Annotated in this window: 21 protein-coding genes; 7 read left to right on the forward strand and 14 right to left on the reverse strand. The window is 63.7% G+C overall.

The features are described from left to right. Positions 1 to 54: 54 nt before the first annotated feature. Positions 55 to 369, reverse strand: coding sequence for a hypothetical protein (locus AC5O5I_RS24865; protein WP_172223871.1), 315 nt, complete (start codon positions 367 to 369; stop codon positions 55 to 57). Between the two features lie 226 nt (positions 370 to 595). Between AC5O5I_RS24865 and leuS the strand changes: the two genes are divergently transcribed. The 5 genes from leuS to AC5O5I_RS24890 all read left to right on the forward strand — a co-directional run bounded on the left by leuS (position 596) and on the right by AC5O5I_RS24890 (position 6,692). Further along, positions 596 to 3,202 carry a leucine--tRNA ligase gene (gene leuS / locus AC5O5I_RS24870; protein ID WP_494511727.1) on the forward strand — a complete coding sequence of 869 codons (2,607 nt, stop codon included), beginning with the start codon at positions 596 to 598 and terminating at the stop codon, positions 3,200 to 3,202. A gap of 61 nt (positions 3,203 to 3,263) precedes the next feature. Next, positions 3,264 to 3,869: an LPS-assembly lipoprotein LptE gene (locus AC5O5I_RS24875; protein WP_172286691.1), complete on the forward strand. Its 606-nt coding sequence runs from the start codon at positions 3,264 to 3,266 to the stop codon at positions 3,867 to 3,869. Between the two features lie 39 nt (positions 3,870 to 3,908). Then, positions 3,909 to 4,946 carry a DNA polymerase III subunit delta gene (gene holA / locus AC5O5I_RS24880; protein WP_172286690.1) on the forward strand — a complete coding sequence of 346 codons (1,038 nt, stop codon included), beginning with the start codon at positions 3,909 to 3,911 and terminating at the stop codon, positions 4,944 to 4,946. 204 nt (positions 4,947 to 5,150) lie between these two features. Then, entirely contained in the window at positions 5,151 to 5,315 is a 165-nt protein-coding gene (arfA, locus tag AC5O5I_RS24885; RefSeq protein ID WP_012274368.1) for an alternative ribosome rescue factor ArfA, read from the forward strand. A gap of 60 nt (positions 5,316 to 5,375) precedes the next feature. After that, the gene (locus AC5O5I_RS24890; RefSeq protein ID WP_172223854.1) at positions 5,376 to 6,692 is read left to right on the forward strand and encodes a lytic murein transglycosylase; all 1,317 of its coding nucleotides are present in this window, start codon (positions 5,376 to 5,378) and stop codon (positions 6,690 to 6,692) included. A gap of 132 nt (positions 6,693 to 6,824) precedes the next feature. Here AC5O5I_RS24890 and AC5O5I_RS24895 read toward each other — a convergent pair whose 3' ends face one another. The 13 genes from AC5O5I_RS24895 to AC5O5I_RS24955 all read right to left on the reverse strand — a co-directional run bounded on the left by AC5O5I_RS24895 (position 6,825) and on the right by AC5O5I_RS24955 (position 19,332). Beyond that, positions 6,825 to 7,763 (reverse strand): S66 peptidase family protein, encoded by a 939-nt coding sequence (locus tag AC5O5I_RS24895; protein ID WP_172223851.1) that lies wholly within the window; start codon positions 7,761 to 7,763, stop codon positions 6,825 to 6,827. A 110-nt stretch (positions 7,764 to 7,873) separates the two neighbouring features. Further along, entirely contained in the window at positions 7,874 to 8,890 is a 1,017-nt protein-coding gene (gene lipA / locus AC5O5I_RS24900) for a lipoyl synthase (RefSeq protein ID WP_256676344.1), read from the reverse strand. Between the two features lie 2 nt (positions 8,891 to 8,892). Then, the gene (gene lipB / locus AC5O5I_RS24905; protein ID WP_494511728.1) at positions 8,893 to 9,540 is read right to left on the reverse strand and encodes a lipoyl(octanoyl) transferase LipB; all 648 of its coding nucleotides are present in this window, start codon (positions 9,538 to 9,540) and stop codon (positions 8,893 to 8,895) included. Then, a complete protein-coding gene (locus AC5O5I_RS24910) occupies positions 9,540 to 9,815 on the reverse strand; it encodes a DUF493 domain-containing protein (RefSeq protein WP_172286689.1) in 276 nt (91 codons plus the stop codon). Before AC5O5I_RS24910 ends, lipB begins: the two co-directional genes overlap by 1 nt. A 73-nt stretch (positions 9,816 to 9,888) precedes the next feature. Beyond that, positions 9,889 to 11,049 carry a D-alanyl-D-alanine carboxypeptidase family protein gene (locus tag AC5O5I_RS24915; RefSeq protein ID WP_172223839.1) on the reverse strand — a complete coding sequence of 387 codons (1,161 nt, stop codon included), beginning with the start codon at positions 11,047 to 11,049 and terminating at the stop codon, positions 9,889 to 9,891. 332 nt (positions 11,050 to 11,381) lie between these two features. Next, positions 11,382 to 12,383 carry a septal ring lytic transglycosylase RlpA family protein gene (locus tag AC5O5I_RS24920; protein ID WP_172286688.1) on the reverse strand — a complete coding sequence of 334 codons (1,002 nt, stop codon included), beginning with the start codon at positions 12,381 to 12,383 and terminating at the stop codon, positions 11,382 to 11,384. Continuing rightward, positions 12,383 to 13,393, reverse strand: a complete 1,011-nt coding sequence (gene mltB / locus AC5O5I_RS24925) for a lytic murein transglycosylase B (protein ID WP_172223832.1) — start codon at positions 13,391 to 13,393, stop codon at positions 12,383 to 12,385. Before mltB ends, AC5O5I_RS24920 begins: the two co-directional genes overlap by 1 nt. 17 nt (positions 13,394 to 13,410) lie before the next feature. Then, the gene (rodA, locus tag AC5O5I_RS24930) at positions 13,411 to 14,514 is read right to left on the reverse strand and encodes a rod shape-determining protein RodA (RefSeq protein WP_056796665.1); all 1,104 of its coding nucleotides are present in this window, start codon (positions 14,512 to 14,514) and stop codon (positions 13,411 to 13,413) included. Between the two features lie 38 nt (positions 14,515 to 14,552). Continuing rightward, on the reverse strand, positions 14,553 to 16,442 hold the full coding sequence (mrdA, locus tag AC5O5I_RS24935) for a penicillin-binding protein 2 (RefSeq protein ID WP_172223828.1): 1,890 nt from the start codon (positions 16,440 to 16,442) through the stop codon (positions 14,553 to 14,555). A gap of 16 nt (positions 16,443 to 16,458) precedes the next feature. Beyond that, positions 16,459 to 16,926: a 23S rRNA (pseudouridine(1915)-N(3))-methyltransferase RlmH gene (gene rlmH / locus AC5O5I_RS24940; RefSeq protein ID WP_003249722.1), complete on the reverse strand. Its 468-nt coding sequence runs from the start codon at positions 16,924 to 16,926 to the stop codon at positions 16,459 to 16,461. Between the two features lie 10 nt (positions 16,927 to 16,936). Beyond that, positions 16,937 to 17,356 (reverse strand): ribosome silencing factor, encoded by a 420-nt coding sequence (gene rsfS, locus AC5O5I_RS24945; RefSeq protein ID WP_172223824.1) that lies wholly within the window; start codon positions 17,354 to 17,356, stop codon positions 16,937 to 16,939. A gap of 43 nt (positions 17,357 to 17,399) precedes the next feature. Then, a complete protein-coding gene (gene nadD / locus AC5O5I_RS24950) occupies positions 17,400 to 18,059 on the reverse strand; it encodes a nicotinate-nucleotide adenylyltransferase (RefSeq protein WP_494511729.1) in 660 nt (219 codons plus the stop codon). A 1-nt stretch (position 18,060) separates the two neighbouring features. Continuing rightward, entirely contained in the window at positions 18,061 to 19,332 is a 1,272-nt protein-coding gene (locus AC5O5I_RS24955; protein ID WP_494511730.1) for a glutamate-5-semialdehyde dehydrogenase, read from the reverse strand. A 230-nt stretch (positions 19,333 to 19,562) separates the two neighbouring features. On the opposite strand from AC5O5I_RS24955, the gene AC5O5I_RS24960 reads away from it, so the two are divergent. Beyond that, on the forward strand, positions 19,563 to 20,231 hold the full coding sequence (locus tag AC5O5I_RS24960; protein ID WP_172286804.1) for a DNA-3-methyladenine glycosylase: 669 nt from the start codon (positions 19,563 to 19,565) through the stop codon (positions 20,229 to 20,231). A 3-nt stretch (positions 20,232 to 20,234) separates the two neighbouring features. After that, entirely contained in the window at positions 20,235 to 21,551 is a 1,317-nt protein-coding gene (locus AC5O5I_RS24965; protein WP_172227617.1) for a bifunctional DedA family/phosphatase PAP2 family protein, read from the forward strand. Positions 21,552 to 21,568: the final 17 nt, after the last annotated feature.

Genomic DNA, 21,568 nt, shown 5'->3' on the forward strand with positions numbered 1-21,568 from the left:
GATGTGTAGTGATGAACAACCGGCGCGATGGCCTGCGCCTGGCGACCTGAACGGCTAACGATGTGGCAGCGTCCTGGATTTCGCCGTGCTGGCGGTGCGTTTCTTGTCCTTTAGCCAGATGATCTTTGCCGATGCCGGCTCCGCTTGTGGGTAACTGCCGACAGGGCCATCGTGGCGCTCAGGAAGGGAATCCAGATACGCCTTGATCACTTCGAACTCCGCGTGGCTCAGGCCACTCAGCTCCAGTTCGGCTGGCTTCTCGTCGCGCAATCGCACCGAGGTCCTGGCCACTTCCAGTGCCAGGCCAAGCCGGTCGATCAGGCGTTCGTAAAGCTCCGGTCTGCTTGCGGTCAGCTGCGTCTCTCCCATCCGTTCACCTCATTGAAGATAAGAATATCTCCCCCACACCTGAGCTTAGCGTCGCTGCAAAAACCGGCGATGTGCCGCGACCAGCGGGCATTCGCAACGAAGGTTTCCCACGATGCGCAGCGCTGCTGTATGCTACGGCGTTCACTCTAAACGACACCGGAGTGCCGGACGCAGCGAGGTTCCGCTGCCTGGAACAAGGTCTCTTCTCTCTCAGCCAAAAGTAGCCATGCACGAACAATACACGCCCCGTGATATCGAAGCCGCCGCCCAGAACTTCTGGGACGAGCAACAATCGTTCGCTGTTACCGAACAGCCAGGCAAAGACACCTACTATTGCCTATCGATGTTCCCGTACCCGAGCGGCAAGCTACACATGGGCCACGTGCGCAACTACACCATCGGTGACGTGATTGCCCGCTACCAGCGCATGCTGGGCAAGAACGTCCTGCAGCCGATGGGCTGGGACGCTTTCGGCATGCCCGCGGAAAACGCGGCGATGAAAAACAACGTCGCCCCGGCCAAGTGGACCTACGAAAACATCGACTACATGAAGACCCAGCTGCAGAGCCTGGGCCTGGCCATCGACTGGGCACGTGAAGTGACCACCTGCAAGCCCGACTACTACCGTTGGGAGCAGTGGCTGTTCACCCGCCTGTTCGAGAAAGGCATCATCTACCGCAAGAACGGTACCGTGAACTGGGACCCGGCGGACCAGACCGTACTGGCCAACGAACAGGTCATCGACGGCCGTGGCTGGCGTTCGGGCGCGCTGATCGAGAAGCGCGAAATCCCGATGTACTACTTCCGCATCACCGACTACGCCGACGAGCTGCTGGAAAGCCTCGACGAGCTGCCGGGCTGGCCTGAGCAGGTCAAGACCATGCAGCGCAACTGGATCGGCAAGTCGCGCGGCATGGAAGTGCAGTTCCCGTTCGACCAGGCCAGCATCGGCCACGAAGGCACCCTCAAGGTCTTCACTACCCGTCCCGACACGCTGATGGGCGCCACCTACGTCGCCGTCGCCGCCGAACACCCGCTGGCCACCCAGGCCGCGCAGGGCAACCCGGCGTTGCAGGCGTTCATCGACGAGTGCAAGAGCGGCAGCGTCGCCGAAGCCGACATGGCCACCCAGGAGAAGAAGGGCATGGCCACTTCCCTGCTGGTCGAGCACCCGTTGACCGGCGAGAAGCTGCCGGTGTGGGTCGCCAACTACGTGCTGATGCACTACGGTGACGGCGCCGTCATGGCGGTACCCGCCCACGACGAGCGCGACTTCGAGTTCGCCCACAAGTACAACCTGCCGGTCAAGGCAGTGGTACGCACCAGTGTTGGCGATGAAGTGGGCAGCGAATGGCAGGTCGCCTATGGCGAGCACGGCCAGCTTATCAACTCCGCCGAATTCGACGGCCTGGACTTCGCTGGCGCCTTCGACGCCATCGAAGCCGCGCTCATCCGCAAGCAACTGGGCAAGTCGCGCACCCAGTTCCGCCTGCGCGACTGGGGCATCAGCCGCCAGCGCTACTGGGGCTGCCCGATCCCGATCATCCACTGCCCGTCCTGCGGCGACGTACCGGTGCCGGAAGACCAGCTGCCGGTTACCCTGCCAGAAAACGTGGTGCCGGACGGCGCCGGTTCGCCACTGGCGCGCATGCCTGAATTCTACGAATGCAGCTGCCCGAAATGTGGCACCGCGGCCAAGCGCGAAACCGACACCATGGACACCTTCGTCGAGTCGTCCTGGTACTTCGCCCGCTACGCTTCGCCAAACTACGACAAAGGCCTGGTAGACCCGAAAGCCGCCAACCACTGGCTGCCTGTCGACCAGTACATCGGCGGCATCGAACACGCGATCCTGCACCTGCTGTACGCGCGCTTCTTCCACAAGCTGATGCGCGACGAAGGCCTGGTCACGTCCAACGAGCCGTTCAAGAACCTGCTGACCCAGGGCATGGTCGTCGCCGAAACCTACTACCGCGTCGCCAGCAACGGCGGCAAGGACTGGTTCAACCCGGCCGACGTCGAACTCGAACGCGATGCCAAGGCCAAGATCATCGGCGCACGGCTGAAGACCGACGGCCTGCCGGTGGAAATCGGCGGCACCGAGAAGATGTCCAAGTCGAAGAACAACGGCGTCGACCCGCAGTCGATGATCGAGGCTTACGGTGCCGACACCTGCCGCCTGTTCATGATGTTCGCTTCGCCGCCCGACATGAGCCTGGAATGGTCCGACTCCGGCGTCGAAGGCGCAAGCCGCTTCCTGCGTCGCGTCTGGCGCCTGGCCCAGGCCCACGTCAACCAGGGCCTGCCGGGCAAACTGGACCTCGCCAGCCTGAGCGACGAGCAGAAGGTCATCCGCCGTGCCATCCACGCGGCGATCAAGCAGGCCAGCACCGATGTGGGTCAGTACCACAAGTTCAACACCGCCATCGCCCAGGTGATGACCGTGATGAACGTGCTGGAAAAGGCCCCGCAAGCCACCGAGCAGGACCGTGCCCTGCTGCACGAAGGCCTGGAGGCCGTGACCCTGCTGCTGGCGCCGATCACCCCGCACATTTCCCACGAGCTGTGGAATGCGTTGGGCCATCAGCAAGCTGTCATCGATGCCACCTGGCCTGCGGTCGACGAAGGCGCCCTGGTACAGGACACCGTCACCCTCGTGGTACAGGTCAACGGCAAGCTGCGTGGCCAGGTCGAAATGCCTGCTGCCGCCAGCCGCGAAGAAATCGAAGCCGCCGCCCGCAGCAACGAGAATGTCCTGCGCTTCATCGATGGCCTGACCATCCGCAAGGTCATCGTCGTGCCGGGCAAACTGGTCAACATCGTCGCCAACTGATGGCAACGCCCACCTGCAGTCGATGCGGGTGGGCGGTATCGGCCCACAAGGGAGCAACAACATGATCAAACGCAATCTGCTGGTGATGGGCCTGGCCATCATGCTCAGCGCCTGCGGTTTCCAGCTGCGCGGTACCGGTACCAACGAGCTGAGCATCAAGGAAATGGACGTCAGCGCGCGCAATGCCTACGGGGATACCGTGACCCAGCTGCGCCAGGTGCTGCAACGTAGTGGCGTCAATGTGCACACCGGCGCGCCCTACCGCCTGGTGCTGACCGACGAGCAGGAGCGCGAGCGTTCGGCAAGCTACAACAGCGGTAACCGCACCGCCGAATACGAACTGACCACAGCCCTCAACTACAGCATCCAGGGCCTGAACAACCTGGAACTGATGAGCGACAAGCTGGAAGTGCGCAAGGTCTACGTACGTGACGGCTCGAACATCACCGGCTCCGAACAGGAAGCCAAGCGCGCCCGCGAGGAAATGCGCCGCGACCTGGTCAACGCCATGGTTGTCCGCCTGCAGCAGCTGACCCCTTCGCAGCTGGACGAACTGCAGCGCAAGGCCGATGAACGTGCGCAGGCCGAGGCCGCCGCGCTGGAGGCTGCTCGCCGCCAGCAGGCCGAAACGCCTCAGCAGTCACCACTGGAACTGCCGGGCAACTAAGCCCGCGCGGGGCACCCCAGGGTGCCCTGCCTTTTTCCCATGAAGCTCGCCCCCGCCCAACTCAACAAGCACCTGCAAGGCGCCCTGGCACCGGTCTACGTGGTCAGCGGCGATGACCCGCTGCTGTGCCAGGAAGCCGCCGACGCCATCCGCAACGCCGCGCGTCGGCAAGGCTTCGACGAACGCCAGGTGTTCAGTGCCGACGCCAACTTCGACTGGGGCACGCTGCTCCAGGCCGGGGCCAGCCTGTCCCTGTTCGCCCAGCGCCGCCTGCTGGAACTGCGCCTGCCCTCGGGCAAGCCCGGTGACAAGGGCGCGGCGGCCCTGATGGAATACTGCGCCAAGCCCGCCGAGGACACGCTGCTGCTCGTCAGCCTGCCCAAACTCGACGGCAGCGCGCAGAAGACCAAATGGGGCAAGGCCCTGATTGAAGGCGCCCATTGCCAGTTCATCCAGATCTGGCCGGTGGATGCCCAGCAGCTGCCGCAGTGGATCAACCAGCGCCTGCAGCAGGCCGGCCTGACGGCACAGCGTGACGCCGTCGACCTGATCGCCGCACGCGTCGAAGGCAACCTGCTGGCTGCGGCGCAGGAAATCGAAAAGCTCAAACTGCTTGCAGACGGCAACCAGATCACCGTCGAAACCGTGCAGGCCGCCGTCGCCGACAGCGCCCGCTTCGATGTCTTCGGCCTGGTCGACGCCATTCTCAATGGCGAAGCCGCGCATGCCCTGCGCATGCTCGAAGGCTTGCGCGGTGAGGGCGTGGAGCCGCCGGTGATTCTCTGGGCCCTGGCCCGGGAACTGCGCCAGCTGGCCGGCCTGGCCCAGCAATTCAGCCAAGGCGTGCCGCTGGATAAGGCCTTCAGCCAGGCCCGCCCGCCCGTCTGGGACAAACGTCGACCGCTGGTCAGCAAAGCCCTGCAACGCCTGTCCGCACAGCGCTGGGCACAGCTGCTGCAGGACGCCCAGCGTATCGATGCGCAGATCAAGGGGCAGGCCGAAGGCTCGCCCTGGACCGGGCTTTCGCGGCTGTCATTGCTGATGGCTGGTCAGCGCCTGGCGCTTCCTCCTGAATAACACCCCTCCTCTGTGGGAGCGGGCATGCCCGCGAATCAGGCGGCGCGGTGGATGGCACCGGCTTCGCCGGTGTTCGCGGGCTCGCCCGCTCCCACAGTATTACGTGGCAGTGCCACCACCCCACCCATATACACAATCAATTGGCCCCACCCCGCCCCGAAGCCTAAAGTGCGCCCCGAAACCCACCCACCACGGGAACCCGCCATGAGCAAAAAGCCGAAAAAACACGGCCCTAACAAGGCCAAGTCGATCATCGCCCAGCCACTGTTCCGCTGCCGCCAGGAACAACCGGACAAGGGCAAAGGCAGCTACCGCCGCGAAGCCTTCCAATCGAGAGATTGGGAGGCTTCCTACTTTTTGGCGGCATGAAAGCATCGCAAGCGCAGGCATGGTATGGTCGACACCTGACCTGCAATTCTGGATCTGTGCATGCTCTTCCGTCTTCTCCCCCGTTGGGAAACCCGCCAGCTGATCGCGGCCTCCAGCTTCATTCTGCTCGTTGCCTGCGCGGAAAAACCCACCGCAGCAGACGCACTGCCGCTGGCTCCTGCGCAACCCGCGCCAGTGGTAACCGTGCCCGGCGCAACGCCAGACGCCAGTACTGAAATCCAGCCGCTGCAAACCTTCGCCCAATGGCAGGCAGGCTTCCGCCAGCAGGCCCTGCAGGCCGGCATTTCACCCAGCACATTCGACCGCGCCTTCCTCGGCGTCACGCCCGACATGGACGTGATCAAGGCCGACCGCAGCCAGCCTGAGTTCAGCCGCCCGGTATGGGAATACCTGGAAGGCGCCCTGTCGCCCCTGCGCGTGCGCAACGGCAAGAAGCTGCTGGAGCAGAACGCCGAGTTGCTGACGCGCCTCGAGCAGCGCTATGGCGTCGACCGCCAGGTGCTGGTGTCGGTGTGGGGCATGGAGAGCAATTTCGGCCAGTTCCAGGGCAGCAAGTCGGTGATCCGCTCGCTGGCCACCCTGGCCTATGAGGGCCGTCGGCCGCAGTTCGCCCAGGACCAGCTGATTGCCGCCCTGCAGATCATCCAGCACGGCGACATTCAGCCAGAGGCCATGCGTGGCTCGTGGGCCGGTGCCATGGGCCAGACCCAGTTCATTCCGACCACCTACAACACCCATGCCGTCGACTTCGACGGCGATGGCCGCCGCGACATCTGGAACAGCACACCAGATGCCCTGGCCTCTACCGCGCACTACCTGCAGAGCTCGGGCTGGAAACAAGGCCAGCCGTGGGGCTTCGAGGTACAGGTGCCGGCTGGTTTCGACTTCTGGCAGGCCGATGGCGCGTTGCGCAAGCCGGTAAGCGAGTGGCTGGCGATGGGTGTGAAACTGCCTGCAGGCACCCAACTGCCGGCAAACAGCAACCAGCTGTCTGCCGCCCTGCTGCTGCCTGCGGGCGCACGTGGCCCGGCATTCCTGGTGCTGGACAACTTCCGCGCCATCCTCAAGTACAACAACTCGTCATCTTATGCGCTGGCGGTAAGCCTGTTGGGGGATCGCTTCAGCGGCTGGGGGTTCATTGCCGGCAGCTGGCCAAAAGAAGACCTGCCGCTCAGCCGCAGCGAACGCATGGAACTGCAGAACTTGCTGAACAGCAGCGGGCATGAGGCGGGGAATGCAGATGGCATTATCGGGGCGAATACCCGCAAGGCCATTCGTAACGCCCAGCAAGGGTTGGGGTGGCCGGCGGACGGGTATCCGACCCATAAGCTGCTTGAGAGCCTGCGTAGCCAGTGAGATTGCCGGGGGCGCTCTGCGCCCCATCGCCGGCAAGCCAGCCCCCACAGGGATATCATAGGCCTGACAGGCAGCACAGGACCTGTGGGAGCTGGCTTGCCGGCGATGGGCTGCAACGCAGCCCCGACAATCTCAGGCCCTGAACAGGTCCTGCTCCAACACCAAGCTTTGCTGACCACTGTCCAGCCTCACCCGGGCCCCCATCGGCAAGCACACATTCGGGTCACAATGCCCACTGCGCCACCCCGCCAGCACCGGTACACCCAGTGTCCCGAAAGTATCCTCCAGCAAAGGCGTCAGCGCCGCCGTGGTGATCCCGGCAAAATCCCCCACCAGCACCCCTCTCAACCCGTCCAGCTTGCCCGCCAGACGCATCTGGGTCAGCAGGCGGTCCACCCGGTACAGCGGCTCGTTGACGTCCTCGATAAACAGTATGCAGCCCTGCGTGTCCAGCTCGGCAACCGTCCCCATGGTCGCCCCCAGCATCGACAGGTTTCCCCCCAGCAGCGGCCCACTGGCCGCGCCCGGCAACACGCTGCTCAAGGGGAAGGCGGGCGGATGCACCACCTGATCACCTGCCCTTAGATGCCCACCCAGTTGCGCCAGCAACGAAGCCTCGGTCGGCTGCAACTTACCCCCCAGCAGATCGGCGTTGAGCATCCCGCCATGAAAGCTGACAAGCCCGGTGCGCCGGTAGATAGCCATCTGCAGCGCAGTGATGTCGCTGTAACCGATCAGCGGCTTGGGGTGACGACGGATCAACTCATAATCGATTTTGTCCAGCAGCCGCATGCTGCCGTAGCCGCCGCGCATGCACAGGATGGCGTCGATGGCAGGGTCGGCGAAGGCGTCGTGCAAGTCTTGCAGCCGCTGCTGGTCGCTGCCCGCCAGGTAGCCCTGGGCCTGGCTCGCCCCCGGGTAGATACGGCAGCGGTAACCACGGTCGGCAAACCACTCGCCGGCCTTCTGAGTATCCAGGCGCGCCGGCCCCGCCGGCGCGATGACCGCAAAGCAGGCATCCTTGTGGATGGCCCTGGGCAATGGTGCGTGAACGCTATCGACACAATTCATCATGCAGCTCCAGACATCTTGTCGCGTGTAGCTTATGGCTTGCAGCCCACAAACAAAAATGCCGATGTTGCCCTTTCGGCAAACATCGGCATTTTGGCATCAAGCCCGGCTCAGAGCTTGATCTTGGCCTCGTGCGCCTGCTGGTCGGCGTGGTACGAAGAACGCACCAACGGGCCGGAAGCGACGTTCTTGAAGCCCATCTTGTAACCTTCTTCGGCGAACCAGGCGAAGGTGTCCGGGTGCACAAAACGCTGCACCGGCAAGTGGCTGCGCGACGGCTGCAGGTACTGGCCGAGGGTGAGCATGTCGATGTCATGCTCGCGCATGCGGTGCATCACTTCGATCACTTCTTCGTCGGTTTCGCCCAGGCCGAGCATCAGGCCCGATTTGGTCGGTACGTGCGGCACCATCTGCTTGAACTTCTGCAGCAGGTCCAGCGACCAGTCGTAGTCCGAACCCGGACGCGCGGCCTTGTACAGACGCGGTACGGTCTCGAGGTTGTGGTTGAACACATCCGGCGGCTCTTGCGCAGTGATTTCCAGGGCAACGTCCATGCGGCCGCGGTAGTCCGGCACCAGGGTTTCCAGCTGCACGCCAGGCGACAGCTTGCGGATTTCACGAATGCAGTCGGCAAAGTGCTGGGCACCGCCGTCACGCAGATCGTCGCGGTCCACCGAGGTGATCACCACGTACTTCAGGCGCAGGTCGGCAATCGCTACCGCCAGGTTCATCGGCTCGTCGACGTCCAGTGGTTTCGGTCGGCCGTGGCCAACGTCACAGAACGGGCAACGACGCGTGCAGATGTCACCCATGATCATGAAGGTGGCGGTACCACCCGAGAAGCACTCGCCCAGGTTCGGGCAGGAGGCTTCTTCGCAGACGCTGTGCAGCTTGTGCTTGCGCAGCAGCTGCTTGATGCGGTCTACCTCGGGCGAAACCGGGATGCGCACGCGAATCCAGTCGGGCTTTTTCGGCAGCTCGTCGGTTGGGATGATTTTTACCGGGATGCGCGCGACCTTGTCGGCGCCACGCAGTTTTACCCCAGCTTCCACCTTCTTCGGCGCAGGGCGCGGGGTAGCATCCTGGGTGGGTATCAGGTTCGGCACGGCTTCTTGCACAGTTGTCATATTCAGTCGATTCCGCCCGTGAGGGTCGTCTGCTCAGCGTAGTCGAGGTGCTTGACCAGCTGTCCGCGCAGCCTTGTCCTGACCTCGTCGAGTTCGATCGGACCTGCCAGGTCGCGCAGCTGGGTCATGGCCAGCCCCACATAGCCGCAGGGGTTGATTCGGCGGAATGGCGCGAGGTCCATGTCCACGTTCAGGGCAAGGCCGTGAAACGAACGGCCGTTGCGAATTCGCAGGCCGAGGGAGGCGATTTTCGCTCCATCGACATAGACGCCCGGAGCATCGGGCTTGGCCGCGGCCTGGACCGCGTAACTGCCGAGCAGGTCGATGAGCGTGAGCTCGATACGGCTGACCAGCTCGCGCACCCCATAGCCCAGCCGGCGCACATCCAGCAGCAGGTAGGCTACCAACTGCCCGGGGCCATGGTAGGTCACCTGGCCGCCGCGGTCGGTCTGCACCACCGGGATATCGCCCGGCACCAGCAGGTGCTCGGCCTTGCCAGCCTGGCCCTGGGTGAAGACTGCGGGGTGCTCGACCAGCCAGACTTCATCCTGGCTGTCCGGAGTGCGCTGCTCGGTGAAGCGACGCATGGCTTCCAGCACCGGTTCGTAGGGCTGCAGGCCAAGCTCGCGAAAACCGAGGCAGGCGGACATCAGAGCACCATTTTCACGATGCCGGTAGCGCGCAAAGCGCTATTGATATCGTGCAGCTGGTCCTCGCTGGTGGCAACGATGTGCAGCTGCACCGTGGTGTACTTGCCTTCCTTGCTCTGACGCTCGGCCAACGTGGTCATGTCGACTTCGGCGTACTTCCTGAGAATCTCGATCACCGTGTCCTTGAAATTGACCACGGTATCGCCGATGACCTTGATCGGGTAATCGGCGCAGGGGAATTCGATCTTGTGCGACTTTACGTCTGGTTCGCTCATGGCGGAAACGGCCTCGTAAGCCGTGGCAACAACAACGCCCCCGCGAAACGCGCGGGGGCATGCAGGTCACGTATCAGTTGAACAACCCGTAGAAGAATAGACGGATGCTATCCCACATACGGCGGAAGAAACCACCTTCCTCGACGCCATCGAGGGCGATCAGGTCGGCGCTGTGAACCACTTGCTCGTCCAGTTTGACTTCCACTTTGCCGATCACGTCACCTTTGGCGATAGGCGCGGTGAGCTGCGGGTTCATGGTCATCGAAGCCTGCAGGCGCTTCAATTGGCCTTTAGGCATGGTCATGGTCAGGTCTTCGGCCAGGCCGGCCTTGACAATGCCGGTCGCGCCCTTCCAGACCGGTGCCTGGGTCAGCTCGGTACCCTTCTGGTAGAAGGTCTGGGTTTCGAAGAAGCGGAAGCCGTAGGTCAGCAGCTTCTGGGTCTCGGCAGCACGCGACTGCTCGCTGTTGGTACCGAACACCACGGCGATCAGGCGCTGGCCGTCACGAACGGCCGAAGCCACCATGCAGTAGCCGGCTTCGTCGGTGTGGCCGGTTTTCAGGCCATCCACGGTCTTGTCGCGCCACAGCAGCAGGTTGCGGTTAGGCTGCTTGATGTTGTTCCAGAAGAACTCTTTCTGCGAGTAGATGGCGTAGTGGGCCGGGTCGACGTTGATGATCGCACGGGCCAGGGTCGCCATATCATGGGCCGACGAGTAGTGCTCCGGGTTCGGCAGGCCGGTCGGGTTCATGAAGTGGCTGTTGCTCATGCCCAGGTCGGCAGCCGTTTTGTTCATCATGTCGGCGAAGGCATCTTCGCTGCCGGCGATGTGCTCGGACAGGGCCACCGAGGCGTCGTTGCCGGACTGGATGATGATGCCGTGCAGCAGGTCGCTGACAGTGACCTGGCTACCGACCTTGATGAACATGCGCGAACCGCCGGTACGCCAGGCGTTTTCGCTGACGGTTACCGGGTCGTTTTCACCGATTTGGCCGCGGCGGATGTCCAGGGTGGCGATGTAGGCGGTCATCAGCTTGGTCAGGCTGGCTGGCGGCAGACGCTCGTCACCGTTGTTCTCGACCAGCACGTTGCCGCTGGACGCGTCCATGAGTACGTAGGACTTGGCTGCCAGTTGCGGTGGCGCCGGCGTCATCTGCTCCGCCGCGAAGGCGGCAGGCGTGATCATCAGCAGTACAGGCAGGCAAAGTCGTTTGGCAAGGTTGGTGATGTTCATCCGTCTCTCGAAAATCGCTAATGGTCTGATGTTCCCTAGGCAAGATCATGTGCCCAGCGCCAGTCAGTCTAGTTTTATGGCCGTAGGCCTGGCCCGCCGCCGTGGTACATCAAGGTGCGGCTTTATGTCGCTGCGGGCAAAAGCGGTCATTGTACATGGCCGCGCCCGGCAATTCATGACAAAACCGACAGTTTGGTGTTGTCTTCTTCGCGGGTAAACCGGCTTCCACAGGGGCATGTGAAACCCTGTGGGAGCGGGTTCACCCGCGAACACCGGCGCAGCCGGTGCCATCCACCGCATCGCCTGCTTCGCGGGCTCGCCCGCTCCCACTGTCAGTCAGCTGTGACCAGCTTGGCCTGCCCAAGGTTCGCCAGGCGAATGCTGTCCTGCGCCTGCTGGATCTCGCCCTGGCTGCCGATCGGCCCCAGGCGCACGCGGTGCAGGGTCTGCTGGTTACGCACAATGGAACTGATGAACACCGGGGCGCTGACCATGGTACTGAGCTTGGAGCGCAGCAGCTCGGCAGCATCCGGGTTGGCGAAGGCGCCGACCTGCAGGAAGCTTCCGGCATTGCCGCCCGGCACATTGTTGCCGCCGACCTGCACCGGCACCACTGGCGCCGCGTGCTGCTGCGGTGGCGGGGTCCATTGCTCGACGCGCCCGGTGCTGGCAGGCAGCGCCTGGGTCTGCGCCACTTGCGGCTCCTTGAGCACCATCGGTGGCGTCTGGCCACGCTGGGCCCACCATTGCTGCGGGTCGATGCCCTCGACGCGCACGTGTGCGGTGCCGATTTCGGCGTAACCGAGCTTTTTCGCCGCAGCGTAAGACAAGTCGATGATGCGGTCGGAATAGAACGGGCCACGGTCATTCACCCGCAGCACCACGCTGCGGCCGTTGGCCAGGTTGGTCACCCGCACATAGGCCGGCAGCGGCAGGGTCTTGTGCGCCGCACTCATGCCATACAGGTCATACAGCTCACCATTGGCGGTGTTCTGGCCGTGGAACTTGGTGCCGTACCACGACGCGGTGCCTTCGGCGCGGTAGTTGCGCGACTCCTGCATCGGGTAGTAGGTCTTGCCCAGCACCGTGTACGGGTTGGCCTTGTAGTTGCCAGTGTGCACAGTTGGCGTGGCGTCGGGAATCTTGTTGACGTCCACGTCCCACCACGGCGCGCCGTCCTTGTGCGCGCGGTTGATATCCAGGCCTGGCTGGGTGCGCACGACGTTGCCACTGCTTTGCTGGGCCGGACGATTGGAAGAGCAGCTGGCCAGCACCACGCCAACGGCGAGGCAGGTGAGCAGCTTGAAGGAATTGGCAGAGATGATTGCGCGCATTACTTGACGCCCCGTGCTTGGACCAGCTGTTCGGCAAGCTGATGCACCGCCATGGCATACATCACGCTGCGGTTGTAGCGAGTGATCGCGTAGAAGTTTTTCAGGCCCATCCAGTACTCGGGCCCATTGTCGCCCTCGAGACGGAAGGCGGTAACCGGCAGATCATCGCGCAGCGAATCATGAACCGACCAGCCAAGGCCGCGCAACTCCCCTACCGTCTTGACCGGCTCGATGCCGGTGGTCAGGCCTTGGTCGGCGCGCTCGCCGTCCACCCAGGCGCGGCTGACCACACCTTCGCCGGCTACCCAGCCGTGGCGCTTGAAGTAACTGGCCACGCTGCCGATGGCGTCGTCCGGGTTGTTCCAGATATTGATGTGGCCGTCGCCGTCGAAGTCCACCGCGTAATTGCGAAAGCTGCTGGGCATGAACTGCGGCAGGCCCATGGCGCCGGCGTAGGAGCCTTTGAGCGTCAATGGGTCGAGCTGCTCCTCACGGGCCAGCAGCAGGAACTCGCGCAGCTCCTTGCGGAAGAATTCGGCCCGTGGCGGGTAGTCGAAGCCCAAGGTCGACAAGGCATCGATCACCCGGTAGTTACCGGTATTGCGACCAAAGAAGGTTTCCACGCCAATGATCGCGACGATGTACTGCGCCGGCACGCCGTATTCCTGCTCGGCACGCGCCAGCACGGCTTCATGCTGGCGCCAGAAGTCCACCCCGCGGGCAATGCGCGCATCGGTGAGGAACATCGGCCGGTAGTCCTTCCACGGCTTGACCCGTTCGGCCGGGCGCGAAATGGCGTCGAGGATCGACTGCTTGCGCTGCACTTCACGGAACACGCCCATCAGCTGCTCTGGGGCAAAACCATGGTCGCGGCTCATTTCGCCAACGAACTCGGCCACCTGGGGCGAGCGTTCGTAATCACCGGCATGGGCCAGCTGTACAGCGCCGAACAGGCCCACCGCGCCAAACCATGGCGCACAACGGGCAGCCCAGTTACGCACTGCTTGCATGAAATTCTTCACCTTATTCAAACCTGCGCGATCCATTTGCGGTGCGTATGGATCGACATCAAAACGCCAAACGCTGACAGCAGCGTCACCAACGAAGTTCCGCCATAGCTGATGAAGGGAAGCGGCACGCCCACCACGGGCAGAAGGCCGCTGACCATTCCGATATTGACGAACACGTATACAAAAAAGGTCATGGTCAAGCTGCCCGCCAGCAGCTTGCCGAACAGGGTCTGCGCCTGCGCGGTGATCACCAGGCCGCGACCGATCAGCAGCAGGTAGACGATCAGCAGCAGGCAGATCCCGACCAGGCCGAATTCCTCGCCGAGCACGGCGATGATGAAGTCGGTGTGGCTTTCCGGCAGGAAGTCCAGGTGCGACTGGGTGCCGAGCAGCCAGCCCTTGCCAAACACTCCGCCGGAGCCAATCGCGGCCTTGGACTGGATGATGTTCCAGCCAGTCCCCAAGGGATCGCTTTCCGGGTCGAGGAAGGTCAGCACCCGCTGTTTCTGGTAGTCGTGCATGACGAAGAACCACATCGCCACCGCCACCGGTACCGCAGCTGCCAGCACGCTGAGGATCCAGCGCCAGCGTAGGCCACCCATGAACAGCACGAAGGCGCCGGAGGCGAGAATCAGCAGCGCCGTTCCCAGGTCGGGCTGGCGTACGATGAGGATGAAGGGCACGCCGATCAGCACCAGGCTGATCGCCACGTGCTTCAGATGCGGCGGCAAGGTGCGCTTGGACAGATACCAGGCGATGGTCGCCGGCATGATGATCTTCATGAATTCCGAGGGCTGGAAGCGGATCACCCCGGGTATGTTGATCCAGCGCGTGGCACCCATGGCGTTGTGGCCCATCACGTCCACCACCACCAGCAACAGCACCCCGGCCAGGTAGGCCAGTGGCACCCAGCGGGCCATGAAACGCGGCTCCAGCTGGGCGATCACGAACATCGACACCAGGCCGATGCCGAACGAGGTGGCCTGCTTGAGCAGCAAGTCCCAGTTCTTGCCACTGGCCGAATACAGCACGAACAGGCTGCCGGCCGCGAGGGTCAGCAGAATGACCAGCAAGGGGCCGTCGATATGGATGCGCTGCAGAAAGCTGGCGCGCCGACGCATCACATCCTCACTGGAGAGCATGCGATCGAAATTGTTCATCACAAGGCCGATTCCTGGGTAACGGTGGCAGGCGCGAACTCGGGCTTGAGCCGGCCATTTTCGTCGAGCAACCAGGCGTCCATGATCTGGCGTACCACGGGCGCGGCCACACCAGAGCCGGACTCACCGTTCTCGACCATCACCGAGACCACGATCTTCGGGGCTTCGGCCGGGGCGAAAGCAACGAACAGGGCGTGGTCACGATGGCGCTCCTGGAGCTTGTTGCGGTCGTACTTCTCGCCCTGCTTGATCGCCACCACCTGGGCGGTGCCGCTCTTGCCGGCAATGCGGTACTGCGCGCCGGCCGCAGCCTTGCGCGCGGTACCACGGGCATTGTGCATCACCTGCTCCATGCCATGGGTGACCTTGGCCCAGTCGGACTTGTCACGCAGCACGATGTTGTCCATGGGGTTGTCGTCCACCGGCGGCTGGCCTTCGATGGTCTTGGCCAGGTGCGGGCGGTTCCATACGCCCTTGTTGGCAATCAGCGCAGTGGCCTGGGCCAGCTGCAGCGGCGTTGCCTGCATGTAGCCCTGGCCGATGCCGAGAATCAGGGTTTCGCCGGGGAACCAGGCCTGGCGGCGGGTGGCCCGCTTCCATTCGCGCGATGGCATCAACCCGGCGGATTCTTCGAACATGTCGAGGGAAACCCGCTGGCCGATGCCGAACTTGTTCATGTAGGTGGACAGCCGATCGATGCCCATCTTGTGCGCAAGATCGTAGAAATAGGTGTCGTTGGAACGCATGATTGCGGTGTCCAGGTCGACCCAGCCATCACCGGAACGGTTCCAGTTACGGTACTTGTGGTCGTAGTTGGGCAACTGGTAGTAACCCGGGTCGAACACTCGGCTGCCAGCATTGACCACACCACTGTCCAGGCCGGCAATGGCCACCGCCGGCTTGATGGTCGAGCCCGGCGGATACAAGCCACGCAGTACGCGGTTGAACAGCGGCCGGTCGATCGAGTCGCGCAGCTCGGCATAGGCCTTGAAGCTGATACCGGTGACGAACAGGTTGGGGTCGAAGCTCGGCTGGCTGACCATCGCCAGCACCTCGCCGGTACGCGGATCCAGCGCTACGATTGCGCCACGGCGGCCACCGAGGGCAGCTTCGGCGGCCTCCTGCAACTTGATGTCCAGGCTCAGCACAATGTCTTTGCCCGGCTTCGGGTCAGTACGCTTGAGCACCCGAAGCACGCGGCCACGGGCGTTGGTCTCGACTTCTTCGTAGCCTACCTGGCCGTGCAGATCGGGTTCGTAGAAGCGCTCGATGCCGGTCTTGCCGATATGGTGGGTGCCGCTGTAGTTCACCGGGTCGAGGGTTTTCAGCTCTTTCTCGTTGATCCGCCCCACATAACCCACCGAGTGCGCGAAATGCGCGCCCTGCGGATAGTGCCGCACCAGCTGGGCCACCACTTCCACGCCCGGCAGGCGGAACTGGTTGACCGCCACGCGGGCGATCTGTTCTTCGCTGAGCTCGAACAGTATCGGCACAGGCTCGAACGGCCGGCGACCCTGGCGCATGCGCTTCTCGAACAAGGCACGGTCGTCGGCCGTCAGCTCCAGCACTTCGACGATGTTGTCCAGCACTTCCTGCCAGTTACCTGCGCGTTCGCGGGTCATGGACAGGCTGAAGCTGGGCCGGTTGTCGGCCACAATGACGCCGTTGCGGTCAAAGATCAGCCCACGGGTCGGCGGAATCGGCTGCACATGCACCCGGTTGTTCTCCGACAGCGTCGAGTGGTAGTCGTACTGGATGATCTGCAGGTAGTACAGCCGGGCAATCAGCACGCATATAAGCAGCATGACCGCCACTGCGCCGACCACGACGCGGTTGCGCACCAGGCGGGCGTCTTTCTCGTGGTCCTTGAGACGGATCGGCTGCGACATCGGACTGCTTACAGGCTCATTTGTGGTAAGGGTGCCCGGACAACACGGTCCAGGCGCGGTAGATCTGCTCGCCGATGAGTATCCTTACCAACGGGTGCGGCAAGGTCAGCGGCGACAGCGACCAGCGTTGCTCGGCGCGCGCGCAAACCTCAGGCGCCAGGCCTTCCGGGCCGCCCACCATCAAATTCACCGTGCGCGCATCCAGGCGCCAGCGATCCAGCTCGGTCGCCAGCTGCTCGGTGCTCCAGGGCTTGCCATGGACCTCGAGGGTGACAATGCGTTCCCCAGGCTGAACCTTGCTCAGCATGGCTTCGCCCTCCTGACGGATCAGGCGGGCGACGTCGGCATTCTTGCCTCGGGTGTTCAGCGGGATTTCCACCAGCTCCAGCGACAGCTCGGCAGGCAGGCGCTTGGCATATTCATGCCAGCCTTCCTCGACCCACTTCGGCATGCGCGAGCCGACCGCGATCAGGCGCAGACGCACAGCGCTTTCCTTATTCGCGGTCTTTGAGCTTGTCGGAGTACTCGTGGGCATGCTCCGGGTTGTGGTGCTTGCCATCGGCGGCACGGCTTTGCTCGGCACCCTGCCACAGACGCTCCAGGTCGTAGAACTGGCGAGCAGCGGCAGTCATCATGTGCACGATCACATCGTTCAGGTCCAGCAGTACCCAATCGCTGTCGCCCTTGCCTTCTTCACCCAGTGGCTGGGCGCCTTTGGCCTTGACAGCTTCGCGAACCTTCTCGGCCATCGCGTTGATCTGGCGGTTGGAGGTACCGGTAGCAATGATCATGTAATCGGTCAGGCTGTGCTTCTCGCGCACGTCGATGACCTGGATGTCCTGGGCCTTGACGTCTTCCAGCGCGGCCTTGGTCACTGCGACCAGTTCTTCGCCGTAAATTTTCTGCTTGGTCATATAAAACTCGTTCAACTCGTTGGATGAGGCGCCAGAGGCGCCGTCAGTTAGGTGCACGATACAGTTCGTGCGCCTCGATGTAGGCCAGTACGGCGTCCGGCACCAGGAACCTCACCGACTTGCCGCTGGCCAGCAGCTGTCGGATCTGTGTAGCCGACACCGCAAGCGGCGTCTGCCAGACGAACGAAATATTTCCCGCCGGGCCGGACATGGCGGCGGGATCGCTCTCCGAACGCGCAGCCAGCAGGTTGCGCAGCTCGTCAGGGGGTTCTACGTCGGCATCCGGGCGTTGCAGCACCAGGATGTGACAGTGTTGCAGTAATTCTTCCCAGCGATGCCAGCCTGGCAAGCCACAAAAGGCATCCCAGCCCAGCACCAGGAACAGCTGGTCGCTGGCGCCCAGTTCGGCGCGGATCGATTCCAGCGTATCGATGGTGTACGAAGGCTTGTCGCGCTGCAGCTCACGGGCGTCGACGCTCAGGCAAGCAACGCCCTGCACCGCTTCGCTAACCATGGCCAGGCGATCCTCGGCAGCCACCTGCGGGGTGTCGCGATGTGGCGGCCGGGCGTTGGGCAGCAGGCGCAACTCGTCGAGCCCCATGAACTCGGCCACTTCCAGCGCGCTGCGCAGGTGGCCGATGTGCACAGGGTCGAAGGTGCCGCCTAGAATGCCGATGCGCCGGACTGCCTGGGCCTTGCTCAACTCAGCAGGACCCCTGGCCGCGCAGCTGGCCGTCGCCGATCACCACGTACTTTTCGCAGGTCAGGCCTTCGAGGCCGACCGGGCCGCGGGCGTGCAGCTTGTCGGTGGAAATACCGATTTCTGCGCCCAGGCCATACTCGAAGCCATCGGCGAAGCAGGTCGGGGTGTTGAGCATGACCGAGGCAGAATCGACCTCGGCCATGAACTGGCGCGCCTCACCCTGGTGCTCGCTGATGATCGAATCTGTGTGGTGCGAACCGTAATGGTTGATGTGCTCGATGGCCTGATCCAGGCCGTCGACCACACGCACCGACAGGATCGCGTCCAGGTACTCCGTGTGCCAGTCGTCCTCGGTCGCCGGCTTGGCGTCGATGATCGCCCGGGTGCGCTCGCAGCCGCGCAACTCCACGCCCTTCTCCAGGAAGCGACGGGCCATTTCGGGCAGGAAGCGTTCGGCCACCTGCTGGTCTACCAGCAGGGTTTCCATCGCGCCACAGATGCCGTACCGGTAGGTCTTGGCGTTGAACGCCACGTTCCAGGCCTTTTCCAGGTCGGCATGCGGGCTGACATAGATGTGGCAGATGCCATCGAGGTGCTTGATCACCGGCACGCGGGCATCACGACTGATGCGCTCGATCAGGCCACGGCCGCCACGCGGCACGATGACATCGACGAACTCGGGCATGCTGATCAGCGCGCCCACGGCTTCGCGGTCGGTGGTCTCCACTACCTGCACCACCGCCGCCGGCAAGCCGGCAGCCGCCAGGCCACGCTGGATGCAGGTGGCGATGGCGCGGTTGGAGTGGATGGCTTCGGAGCCACCACGCAGGATGGTCGCGTTGCCCGACTTCAGGCACAAGCTGGCGGCATCGATGGTCACGTTCGGGCGCGACTCGTAGATGATCCCGATCACCCCCAGCGGCGCGCGCATCTTGCCGACCTGAATACCCGATGGGCGGTAGCTCATGTCGCGGATGGCGCCGACCGGGTCCGGCAGGCTGGCCACCTGGCGCAGGCCGGTGATCATGCCGTCGATGCGCGCAGGGGTCAGCGCCAGGCGGTCGAGCAACGCCGGCTCGAGGCCATTGGCGCGGCCGGCAGCCAGGTCCAGCTCGTTGGCGACAGCAAGCTCGGCACGCGCGGCATCAAGCGCATCGCCGGCGGCCTGCAGGGCGCGGTTCTTCTGCGCGGTGCTGGCACGGCCGATCACCCGGGAAGCTTCACGGGCAGCGCGACCCAGGCGGGTCATATAGTCAAGAACGGACTCAGTCATGGGTTCGGTGTCTTGGCGAAGGGGAAATCGGCTGATTATAACTGCCGCGCAGGTGTACGCCCAGCGGTGGGTGGCGGATGGTAGAAAATGGCTGTTCGGCCATAGCCTTCCTGCGCCTGGGCCACTGCGACAACGAAACATGCAGATACCAATCACCTCCCTCACCGGTTCAGCCTGGATTAAGCCATTCATTGCTATCATCCCCGCCTTCCCAGCCGCGAAATGCCAGCATGCCAGCCCTGCCCGACAGCTTTTTCGACCGTGACGCCCAAACGCTGGCCAAGGCCCTGCTGGGCAAGGTCATCCGTCATCGCCATGGCAACCTGTGGCTGGCCGCGCGAATCATCGAGACCGAGGCCTACTACCTTACCGACAAAGGCAGCCATGCCTCGCTCGGCTATACCGAAAAGCGCAAGGCACTGTTCCTCGACGGTGGCCACATCTACATGTACTACGCCCGCGGCGGCGACTCACTGAACTTCAGCGCCCACGGGCCGGGCAACGCAGTGCTGATCAAGTCCGCCTATCCTTGGCAGGACGCCCTGTCCGGGCCGAACAGCCTGGCGCAAATGCAACTGAACAACCCCGACGCAGGCGGCAAAATACGCCCGGCGGAGCGCCTGTGCGCCGGCCAGACCCTGCTGTGCCGAGCCCTGGGCCTTAAAGTACCGGCCTGGGATGCTCAGCGCTTCGACCCCGAACGCCTGTACGTGGACGACTGCGGCCTTGCCGTACCGCGGGTAATCCAGGCCGCGCGCCTGGGCATCCCGCATGGCCGCGACGAGCACCTGCCGTACCGCTTCGTCGACGCCGAATACGCCCGCTTCTGCACCCGGAACCCACTGCGCCGGGGTCAAGTCGAAGGGCAAGACTTCATCACTCTCGAACAAGGAAGCTGAACCATGGGCCAATGGCTCGACAGCCTTACCGGCTGGCTAAGCGCCAACCCACAGTGGCTTGGCGTGGCAATTTTCCTGGTGGCCTGCATCGAATGCCTGGCCATCGCCGGCATCGTCGTGCCCGGCACTGTCCTGCTGTTTGCGGTAGCCGTGCTGGCCGGGAGCGGTGCCTTCACCCTCGGTGAAACGCTGCTGCTGGGGTTTCTCGGCGGCTTGCTGGGCGATGCCCTGTCGTACACGGTGGGCAAGTACTTCCACCAGAACATTCGCCGCCTGCCGCTGCTGCGCCACCACCCCGAATGGATCGGTAGCGCCGAAACCTACTTCCAGCGCTATGGTATCGCCAGCCTGCTGGTGGGACGCTTCATCGGGCCGCTGCGGCCGATGCTGCCGATGGTCGCGGGCATGTTCGACATGCCCCTGCCACGCTTCATCGCCGTCAGCCTGGTGGCCGGCGCTGGCTGGTCGGTAGCCTACCTGCTACCGGGCTGGGCCACTGGCGCGGCCATGCGCCTGCCTCTGCCTGAAGGCTTCTGGCTGGATGCCGGGATCATCGCCGGCACCCTGGCGGTCATCATCGGCCTGAGCCTGAACAGCAGCATTCGCGATCAACGTCACGGCACGCGACTGGTGGCCGGCCTGAGTTTCCTCGCCCTGGCCGGGATTTTCCTCGGCTGGCCGTACCTGCACGAATTCGACCAAGGTGTGATGACGCTGGTGCAGGAGCATCGCAGCCAGGCCATTGACGGCACCGTGGTGCTGGTGACCCGGCTGGGTGACTTCCGCACCCAGTTCTTCCTGGGCGGCCTGCTCACCGGCCTGCTGCTGCTTGCGCGGCAATGGCGGCATGCGTTCTTCGCCGGCGGTGCATTGATGGGCACCGCGATTGCCAACGGCTCGCTGAAATGGCTGTTCGCCCGCGCCCGGCCAGAGGTGCTGAGCGATCCGCTGACCAGCTACAGCATGCCCAGCGGGCACAGCTCGGCGTCGTTTGCGTTCTTTCTGGTAATGGCGGTGCTCGCCGGGCGCGGCCAGCCGCCACGGCTACGCCTGACCTGGGTAATGCTGGGCTGTATTCCGGCACTGGCGATTGCCCTGTCGCGGGTGTACCTGGGTGCGCACTGGCCCACCGACATCATGGCCGGCGCCCTGCTGGCGTGCTGCGTATGTGCACTCAGCCTGACCCTGGTGCAGCATCGCCAGCCCCTGCCGGCGTTGCCGCAACGGGTGTGGTGGCTGGTGCTGCCGGCCTGCGTTGCGTTGCTCGCATTCTTTGCCATGCATGCGTTGCCGCAGGCTTTGCTGCGCTATCAGTATTGAGGCCGGTGCAGGTAACC

The organism is Pseudomonas sp. 9_2_1, assembly GCF_059295275.1.

What these genes read in the sequence shown, in the direction of transcription:
- AC5O5I_RS24915 (WP_172223839.1), bottom strand. Translation starts at nt 11,049, where the DNA reads ATGAACATCACCAACCTTGCCAAACGACTTTGCCTGCCTGTACTGCTG.
- rodA (WP_056796665.1), bottom strand. Translation starts at nt 14,514, where the DNA reads ATGCGTCGGCGCGCCAGCTTTCTGCAGCGCATCCATATCGACGGCCCC.
- AC5O5I_RS24865 (WP_172223871.1), bottom strand. Translation starts at nt 369, where the DNA reads ATGGGAGAGACGCAGCTGACCGCAAGCAGACCGGAGCTTTACGAACGC.
- lipA (WP_256676344.1), bottom strand. Translation starts at nt 8,890, where the DNA reads ATGACAACTGTGCAAGAAGCCGTGCCGAACCTGATACCCACCCAGGAT.
- AC5O5I_RS24920 (WP_172286688.1), bottom strand. Translation starts at nt 12,383, where the DNA reads ATGCGCGCAATCATCTCTGCCAATTCCTTCAAGCTGCTCACCTGCCTC.
- holA (WP_172286690.1), top strand. Translation starts at nt 3,909, where the DNA reads ATGAAGCTCGCCCCCGCCCAACTCAACAAGCACCTGCAAGGCGCCCTG.
- lipB (WP_494511728.1), bottom strand. Translation starts at nt 9,540, where the DNA reads ATGTCCGCCTGCCTCGGTTTTCGCGAGCTTGGCCTGCAGCCCTACGAA.
- AC5O5I_RS24890 (WP_172223854.1), top strand. Translation starts at nt 5,376, where the DNA reads ATGCTCTTCCGTCTTCTCCCCCGTTGGGAAACCCGCCAGCTGATCGCG.
- AC5O5I_RS24965 (WP_172227617.1), top strand. Translation starts at nt 20,235, where the DNA reads ATGGGCCAATGGCTCGACAGCCTTACCGGCTGGCTAAGCGCCAACCCA.
- AC5O5I_RS24875 (WP_172286691.1), top strand. Translation starts at nt 3,264, where the DNA reads ATGATCAAACGCAATCTGCTGGTGATGGGCCTGGCCATCATGCTCAGC.
- mrdA (WP_172223828.1), bottom strand. Translation starts at nt 16,442, where the DNA reads ATGTCGCAGCCGATCCGTCTCAAGGACCACGAGAAAGACGCCCGCCTG.
- leuS (WP_494511727.1), top strand. Translation starts at nt 596, where the DNA reads ATGCACGAACAATACACGCCCCGTGATATCGAAGCCGCCGCCCAGAAC.
- mltB (WP_172223832.1), bottom strand. Translation starts at nt 13,393, where the DNA reads ATGCAAGCAGTGCGTAACTGGGCTGCCCGTTGTGCGCCATGGTTTGGC.
- AC5O5I_RS24960 (WP_172286804.1), top strand. Translation starts at nt 19,563, where the DNA reads ATGCCAGCCCTGCCCGACAGCTTTTTCGACCGTGACGCCCAAACGCTG.
- AC5O5I_RS24955 (WP_494511730.1), bottom strand. Translation starts at nt 19,332, where the DNA reads ATGACTGAGTCCGTTCTTGACTATATGACCCGCCTGGGTCGCGCTGCC.
- AC5O5I_RS24895 (WP_172223851.1), bottom strand. Translation starts at nt 7,763, where the DNA reads ATGAATTGTGTCGATAGCGTTCACGCACCATTGCCCAGGGCCATCCAC.
- rsfS (WP_172223824.1), bottom strand. Translation starts at nt 17,356, where the DNA reads ATGACCAAGCAGAAAATTTACGGCGAAGAACTGGTCGCAGTGACCAAG.
- arfA (WP_012274368.1), top strand. Translation starts at nt 5,151, where the DNA reads ATGAGCAAAAAGCCGAAAAAACACGGCCCTAACAAGGCCAAGTCGATC.
- AC5O5I_RS24910 (WP_172286689.1), bottom strand. Translation starts at nt 9,815, where the DNA reads ATGAGCGAACCAGACGTAAAGTCGCACAAGATCGAATTCCCCTGCGCC.